Below are 7,361 nucleotides of genomic sequence, written 5' to 3'. Positions count from 1 at the left end.
CAGCGCCTGTTTGGCATTAATGCTACGTTATCGCCCATTTATGGGGAATAACCACACTACATAGGCTCTGCCTTGCCTAAATACCAAACAGACTGCTGCAAATTTAACCTTGAAAGATCAACAGACCCTAGCCAATTTCACCACTAATGGCGTATTTTAAAACCCAATTTTTTATCGGTCCGGTATTATTAGCCATTTTTAAAAACTGGCTACGTGCCCATTTAAGTGGCGTAATTTGATTAGAAAACCCAAAGTAACACGCATCCATCATGCTCATCATTAATAAATTAGCCCTACGGCGAGCTCGTTCGTATTCTTTAAGTTTTAGCGGGCAACCTATATCTCCTGCTTCATTTAAAGCCTCAGCAAGTGCCACTACGTCCTGAAAACCTAAATTAACGCCCTGCCCTGCAAGTGGGTTAATTGTATGTGCCGCATCGCCCACTAAAACCAAGCGCCCTTGCGAATAATTGTTTGCATGTTGTCGAGTAAGCGGAAATATCGCATGGCTTTGTACTTCAAAATCCCCAGCAAGCTCAGGGAATTTACTCAATATGTGGGTTTTCAACTGAGCTGAGTTTAGCCCTTTAAACGCTTGCAGTGTGTTGGCATCGTCGTACCAAATTAAATTAGCGTATGGTGCCTGCATTGGTAAAAAGGCTAACGGCCCACTTGGCGTAAACTGTTGCCATGTTTTAATTTGTTGCGGTGCATCGAGTTTAATTAACACCCCCATGCAATGCTGCTGATACTCCCAGCCAGTCATACCTATATTTGCTTTGCTTCGAAGTTGCGACTGCCCGCCATCGGCTGCAATCACTAAATCGGCTGTATAACTCTGCTTGTCATAAATAAGCGTAATTAAATCTGCCGTTTGCTCTATTTTGGCTATTGGTGCAGCTTGCTCTATAACCTCGATATTATATTGTGAAAATTGCTGCCACAAACTCGCTTGAATTAAATTATTTTCAATCAAGTGGCCTAAATGGGTCGTGTTTATATCGGCGCAATCAAATAACAAATTGTCGCCACCGCGCTCAAATGCTTCTAATTGTTGATAAGGCGCTATGCGGTTTTGCCTTAAAAGCGCCATTGCCCCTAATTCATCAAGTAAATTTTCTGAAAAACGATTAATAGCCGACACTCTAATATCCACCTTATCGCTACTAAGAATTTGCGATGGGTCTATTAGGTGTTTTTCAATTATACGTACGCCAAAGCCTTGCTGAGCCAACTTTATCGCCATAGCCGCGCCAACCATGCCCCCGCCAACCACTATCACATTATTTTTGGTCATGTTTTTCATCATTTTATTATTACTTGAGTCTGTTTTGATTGTATCAAAATTAATTTGTTTTATACCAGAGGATATCCCTAACAGCTGATTAAACTCGCCCTGTATTGATTTGAGATCACAAACATGAAAACTATACTTGGATCTGGGCGGGTATCCAGCTAAAATACGCGTCCTTTAAGTGAGCATGCTTGCTCCTTAATCCTGTTTTAAGCACATTTTTGTGCCACTATCGAATTGAACACGAGGCTATATTTCAATGAGTAAAAAGCTGCATATTAAAACCTGGGGTTGTCAGATGAACGAATACGACTCTCAGAAAATGGCTGAACTTTTAGATGCGACCAACGGCTATCAGCTAACTGACGATGCAACAGATGCCGACGTAATCTTACTCAACACCTGTTCAATTCGTGAAAAAGCACAAGAAAAAGTATTTCACCAATTAGGCCGTTGGAAGTTGTTAAAAGACGACAAGCCAGACTTAATAATTGGTGTAGGTGGTTGTGTTGCCTCACAAGAAGGTGACTCTATTCGCCAACGCGCCCCGTTTGTAGATGTTATTTTTGGCCCGCAAACGCTACACCGTTTACCAGAAATGATTAAACAAGTGCAAGGCGATAAAGGCTCATCGGTTGTTGATATTTCATTCCCAGAGATTGAAAAGTTTGACCGCCTGCCAGAGCCAAAAGCGGATGGCCCATCTGCGTTTGTATCAATTATGGAAGGTTGTTCTAAATACTGTACTTTTTGTGTTGTACCGTATACTCGCGGCGAAGAAGTTAGCCGCCCAGTAGATGACGTATTACTAGAAATTGCACAGCTTGCTGAGCAAAACGTACGTGAAGTAAACCTACTAGGCCAAAACGTAAACGCATACCGCGGCGACACACACGATGGCGAAATATGTTATTTCTCAGATTTAATTCGTCTTATTGCCGCTATTGATGGTATTGACCGTATTCGTTACACCACATCGCACCCGGTAGAATTTACGCCAGACATCATTGACGTTTACGCTGATGTACCAGAGCTTGTAGATCACTTACACCTACCAGTACAAAGTGGTTCAGACCGTATATTAAACCTAATGAAACGTGGCCATACGGCAATTGAATACAAATCGACAATTCGTAAGTTACGCAAAATTCGTCCTAACTTAAGCATGTCGTCAGATTTCATTATTGGTTTCCCAGGCGAAAGTAAAGAAGACTTTGAAGCAACCATGAAGCTTATTAGCGACATTGGTTTTGATATGAGCTTTAGCTTTATTTACAGTGCCCGCCCAGGTACGCCAGCGGCAGATTTGCCAGATGACGTAACAGAGCAAGAGAAAAAAGAACGCTTATACTTACTACAAAACCGTATTACACAAATGGCGCAGCAAATTAGCCGTCAAATGTTCGATACAGAGCAACGTATACTTGTTGAAGGTCCTTCTAAAAAGAACCCAATGGAATTACGTGGCCGTACCGAGAATAACCGTGTAGTAAATTTTGTTGGCCCGCACACAGTGATCGGACAGTTTGTTGACGTACGTATTACCGAAGCACTACCTAACTCTTTACGTGGTGACTTAATTCGTACAGAATCAGAAATGAACTTACGACGTGAAATCGCTCCTTCAGCTATTTTAACTAAAGCTGCAGCTGCAGAGCCAAAACCAGACACTGTTAACGAAATTGGCGTAGCTACTTTCGTTCCTTAGTCACACTATTAGCGCCAGTTAACGCTGGCGCAGTACTATAGGAAGCAATTTTGAGTAATCAGTTAAAAACATTAGAGATTTATTTAGAACCTGCCGATAACAAACGCCTTTCTTCTTTATGTGGCCCGTTTGACGAAAACATCAAACAAATTGAACGCCACCTGGCTGTTGAAATAATTCACCGTGACAACTTTTTTAAAGTAACCGGTAAACTACACAACTGCGCCGGCGCTGTAGAAATCTTAAAAAACCTTTATGTTGATACTCAGCCAGTGCGTGGTGTTTTAGGTGAAATAGAACCCGACGCCGTTCATTTAGCTATTACCGAATCAAAAGCCCTAGAGCAAGACGCATCAAGCAGCGCTTACGGCAAAGAAATGGTGATTAAAACGCGCCGTGGTGTGATTAAACCACGTAACGATAACCAAGGTGTTTATGTGGCTAATATTTTAAACCACGACATTACCTTTGGTATAGGCCCTGCTGGTACTGGTAAAACCTACCTTGCAGTTGCTGCCGCCGTTGACGCCCTAGAGCGCCAAGAAATTCGCCGCATATTATTGACGCGCCCCGCTGTAGAAGCAGGCGAAAAGCTTGGCTTTTTACCTGGTGACTTAAGCCAAAAAATAGATCCATATCTGCGCCCGCTTTACGACGCTTTGTTTGAAATGCTCGGGTTTGAAAAAGTAGAAAAACTCATCGAAAAAAATATCATTGAAGTCGCTCCGCTTGCTTACATGCGCGGACGCACTTTAAACGATGCCTTTATTATTTTAGATGAAAGCCAAAATACCACCGCAGAGCAAATGAAAATGTTTTTAACCCGTATAGGGTTTAACTCAAAAGCGGTTATTACAGGCGATATAACACAGGTTGATTTACCTCGTGGTACACGTTCAGGCCTTCGCCATGCAATGGAAGTACTTGATGGCGTAAACGAAATTAGCTTTAACTACTTTAAAGCCCAAGACGTAGTACGCCACCCTGTTGTAGCACGCATAGTTGAGGCCTACGAGCGAAACGACGAAAGCGAGCGACTAAAGCGCATTGAAAAGCAAAATGCAAAAGATGCACTTGCTGCTCAACAACTGTCTACAAAAGAGTAATACTTTGACAACCGAACTTGATTTACAAATAGCCTGTGAGTTTGACAACCTCCCAAGCGAAGAGCAATTTGCACTGTGGGCCGACAAAGCCCTTAGCCAATACCGTGACGAGTCAGAACTCTGTATCGTTATTAGCGACGAAGCGCAATCGCAACAACTTAATAACGACTATCGCGGTAAAAATAAACCGACCAACGTATTGTCGTTCGAATTTGAAGCACCACCAGGAATAGATATTCCCTTGGTTGGTGATTTAATTATTTGCCCAGCCATTGTATTAGCTGAAGCAATTGAGCAAGAGAAGTCATTTCATGATCACTTTGCGCATATGGTTATTCATGGATGCTTGCATTTACTTGGATTTGACCATATAAAGAGTGACGATGCTTTTGAGATGGAAAGCATCGAAAAGCAATTACTTGCAGAGCTAAACATAGCAGACCCATACCGGGACGATATTTAAATTAACGGAGCAATTAGACGCAATGAGCGACGGTAACTCGCAATCTAGCCAGGGTTCTTCTGGCAAAACGTGGTTGGGCAGAATAGCCCAAATGTTGCAAGGGGAACCCCAGAATAGAGAAGAGCTGGTCGAAGTAATTGCCGATGCGCAAGAACGAGACGTAATCGATCCAGAAACAAAAGAGATGATAGAAGGTGTGCTTGGTGTTTCCAAGCTTAAAGTGCGAGACATTATGGTCCCGCGCTCACAAATGATCACTCTTGAGATCGACAGCCCGCTTGAAGAGCTAATTCCAATGATGGTCGATTCAACTCACTCACGCTTTCCGGTGGTGATTGAAGACAAAGACCATGTAGAAGGGATTTTACTTGCTAAAGATCTATTACCACTGATCTTAAACAAAGACGAGCTACTTCCTTCGCTGCGTGATTATTTACGCCCAGCTATGGTAGTGCCTGAAAGTAAACGTGTTGATACACTGCTTAACGAGTTTCGTCAGCAACGATACCATATGGCGATTGTAATTGATGAGTACGGCGGCGTATCGGGTTTAGTGACAATTGAAGATATTCTTGAAATAATTGTTGGCGAAATCGAAGATGAGCACGACGAAGAAGAAGATCAACAAGATATTCGTCGACTTGCTAAACATGTTCACGTTGTACAAGCACTTACGCCTGTTGATGACTTTAACGAGCATTTTAAAACAGGTTACAGCACCGACGAAGCAGATACCATAGGTGGCACTGTACTGCACGCTTTTGGTCATATGCCAAGTCGTGGTGAAACAATTGACATAGAAGGTTACCAATTTAAAGTAACCAACGCCGACAATCGTCGTATTTTGCAACTGCAAGTCACCGTTCCTAAGGCTGATGATAACGACAGTGAAGAAACTGCTAACTAGACTTACCCTACTAGCAAAAGATAAAAAAGCATGGCTCGCATTTATTGCGGGCCTTGTTTTAACTTTTGGCTATGCCCCTTTTGAAATTTGGCCTATTGTATTTTTAAGCCTTGCTGCCATAATTTTTTGCGTTAACCCAAATAATACCGGTAAAGCACACGCAAAAACCGCTGCTAAATATGGTTTTATATTTGGCCTAGGCTGGTTTGGCGTAGGCATTAGCTGGGTACATGTATCTATTGCTACCTTTGGCGGCATGCCCCTTATAGCATCACTGTCGTTAATGGCCTTGCTGTGTTCATACTTAGCGTTATTTCCAGCACTCGCCTTTTATTTAGTGTCTCGCTTTGCCAGCGGTCCGAAAAGTTTTGGTGCACTGCTTATTGCCAGTTTTGCGATTAGCGAATATTTACGTAGTACACTGCTCACTGGTTTCCCGTGGTTAAGTTTTGGCTACACACAAACTGACGGACCACTTAGGCTATTAGCACCTTATATTGGCGAGTTTGGCTTAACACTTACCTGTGTCGCTATTGGCTTTGCACTGTATAGACTTACCCAAAAAGATTTTAAAACCCCAGCGGTTACTGCTACAGCTGTTGCGCTTATTTTTACAGGCGCAAGCACCACCGGCAGTATTCATTACACAGATAAAAACATGTCAGTATTGCTCGTACAAGGGAACATACAGCAGCACCTGCGCTTTGAGCCAAGTGAGTTTTGGACCACCATGAGCAAATACCAAGACATGACACGCCCACATTGGGATGCCGACTTAATAGTATGGCCAGAAGCCGCCGTGCCTGAAATAAAAATGCTTGCTGATTCCTACCTAGCCAATTTAGACAGTGCAGCCTCGTTTAATAAAACCGCCCTTGTAACCGGTATTGTTGACTACCAGCGAGACACCAAAAATATATTCAACACGCTTATTGTGGTCGGTAATAAAGAGCGCGGCGACGAGCACGGGCATTATCATTACCTTGATAAAAACCGTTATCAAAAACACCAGCTATTACCTATTGGCGAATTTGTACCGTTTCAAGACTTTTTGCGCCCTATTGCCCCATTATTCGATTTGCCTATGTCGTCGTTTACCCGTGGCGACAAAGTGCAAAACAACTTGCGCGCCAACGGCTTTAATTTACTCCCCGCTATTTGCTACGAAATAGTATTTTCCGACTTAGTACGCGGTAATTACAAAAGCGACTCCGACCTACTCTTTACTGTCAGTAACGATGCCTGGTTTGGCGACTCTATTGGGCCTTTGCAACATATGCAAATAGCCCGCATGCGGGCGCTCGAACTACAACGCCCTCTAGTGCGAGTTACCAACAATGGGGTAAGCGCCGTATACGACCCCATAAGCCACACACAACAAACCATGCCTCAGTTTGAAGCTACTATATTAAAAGCCAACATTAAGCTTATAAAAGGCGACAGCGTGTACAGCCAATACGGCAATATGTTTGTATGGGGATTTGTGTTGTTGCTGGGTCTTGGTGGATTTGGAGTTAGGTTTAGGAAATGAATTAAAGCTGATAGCTTTACAATAATTAACTATCAGCTATTTATACACTCAAGATAAGCAGTTTTCTATAACTTTAATGTAGCTATGGCTTTATCAACCACTATGTGTAATTCCGCTTTAGTGTGATTATATTAAACTAAATTTAAGCCATCCAAAATATTAGGGTCTGTTGATCTTTGCGGATTAAAATTCGTTCAAACTAGGGGCTATTTAATCGCGGCGCGAGGTTTGTAACCTAGTGGGCTAAGTAAAAACCGAGCAACAAAGAGTAAATAGCCCCTAGGAAGAACCCTTTGGGCAGCGCCTGTTTGGCATTAATGCTACGTTATCGCCCATTTATGGGGAATAACCA

The 7,361-nt window shown here is 42.7% G+C and carries 6 protein-coding genes; 5 read left to right on the top strand and 1 reads right to left on the bottom strand.

All coding sequences use genetic code 11. The features are described from left to right. Positions 1 to 127: 127 nt before the first annotated feature. Positions 128 to 1,297, bottom strand: coding sequence for an FAD-dependent monooxygenase (locus tag H5119_RS19510; RefSeq protein WP_252371718.1), 1,170 nt, complete (start codon positions 1,295 to 1,297; stop codon positions 128 to 130). A gap of 256 nt (positions 1,298 to 1,553) precedes the next feature. Between H5119_RS19510 and miaB the strand changes: the two genes are divergently transcribed. From miaB to lnt, 5 genes are read left to right on the top strand one after another with little or no spacing between them, the layout of a single operon-like run. Continuing rightward, the gene (miaB, locus tag H5119_RS19505; protein ID WP_024598305.1) at positions 1,554 to 3,002 is read left to right on the top strand and encodes a tRNA (N6-isopentenyl adenosine(37)-C2)-methylthiotransferase MiaB; all 1,449 of its coding nucleotides are present in this window, start codon (positions 1,554 to 1,556) and stop codon (positions 3,000 to 3,002) included. Between the two features lie 50 nt (positions 3,003 to 3,052). After that, positions 3,053 to 4,108: a PhoH family protein gene (locus H5119_RS19500; protein WP_182703418.1), complete on the top strand. Its 1,056-nt coding sequence runs from the start codon at positions 3,053 to 3,055 to the stop codon at positions 4,106 to 4,108. Between the two features lie 4 nt (positions 4,109 to 4,112). Beyond that, positions 4,113 to 4,571: an rRNA maturation RNase YbeY gene (gene ybeY / locus H5119_RS19495; RefSeq protein ID WP_182703417.1), complete on the top strand. Its 459-nt coding sequence runs from the start codon at positions 4,113 to 4,115 to the stop codon at positions 4,569 to 4,571. 22 nt (positions 4,572 to 4,593) lie between these two features. After that, complete coding sequence (gene corC / locus H5119_RS19490; protein WP_077538399.1) at positions 4,594 to 5,478, top strand: CNNM family magnesium/cobalt transport protein CorC; 885 nt, start codon at positions 4,594 to 4,596, stop codon at positions 5,476 to 5,478. Further along, on the top strand, positions 5,459 to 7,009 hold the full coding sequence (gene lnt, locus H5119_RS19485; protein ID WP_182703416.1) for an apolipoprotein N-acyltransferase: 1,551 nt from the start codon (positions 5,459 to 5,461) through the stop codon (positions 7,007 to 7,009). The genes corC and lnt overlap by 20 nt, the downstream gene beginning before the upstream one ends. The last annotated feature ends 352 nt before the right edge of the window (positions 7,010 to 7,361 follow it).

The sequence above is a fragment of the Pseudoalteromonas sp. SG45-5 genome, assembly GCF_014164085.1.
In the GTDB taxonomy this organism is placed as follows: domain Bacteria; phylum Pseudomonadota; class Gammaproteobacteria; order Enterobacterales; family Alteromonadaceae; genus Pseudoalteromonas; species Pseudoalteromonas aliena.
Note: the sequence above shows the minus strand (reverse complement) of the source record. Positions and strands in the feature narration are given on the sequence as shown.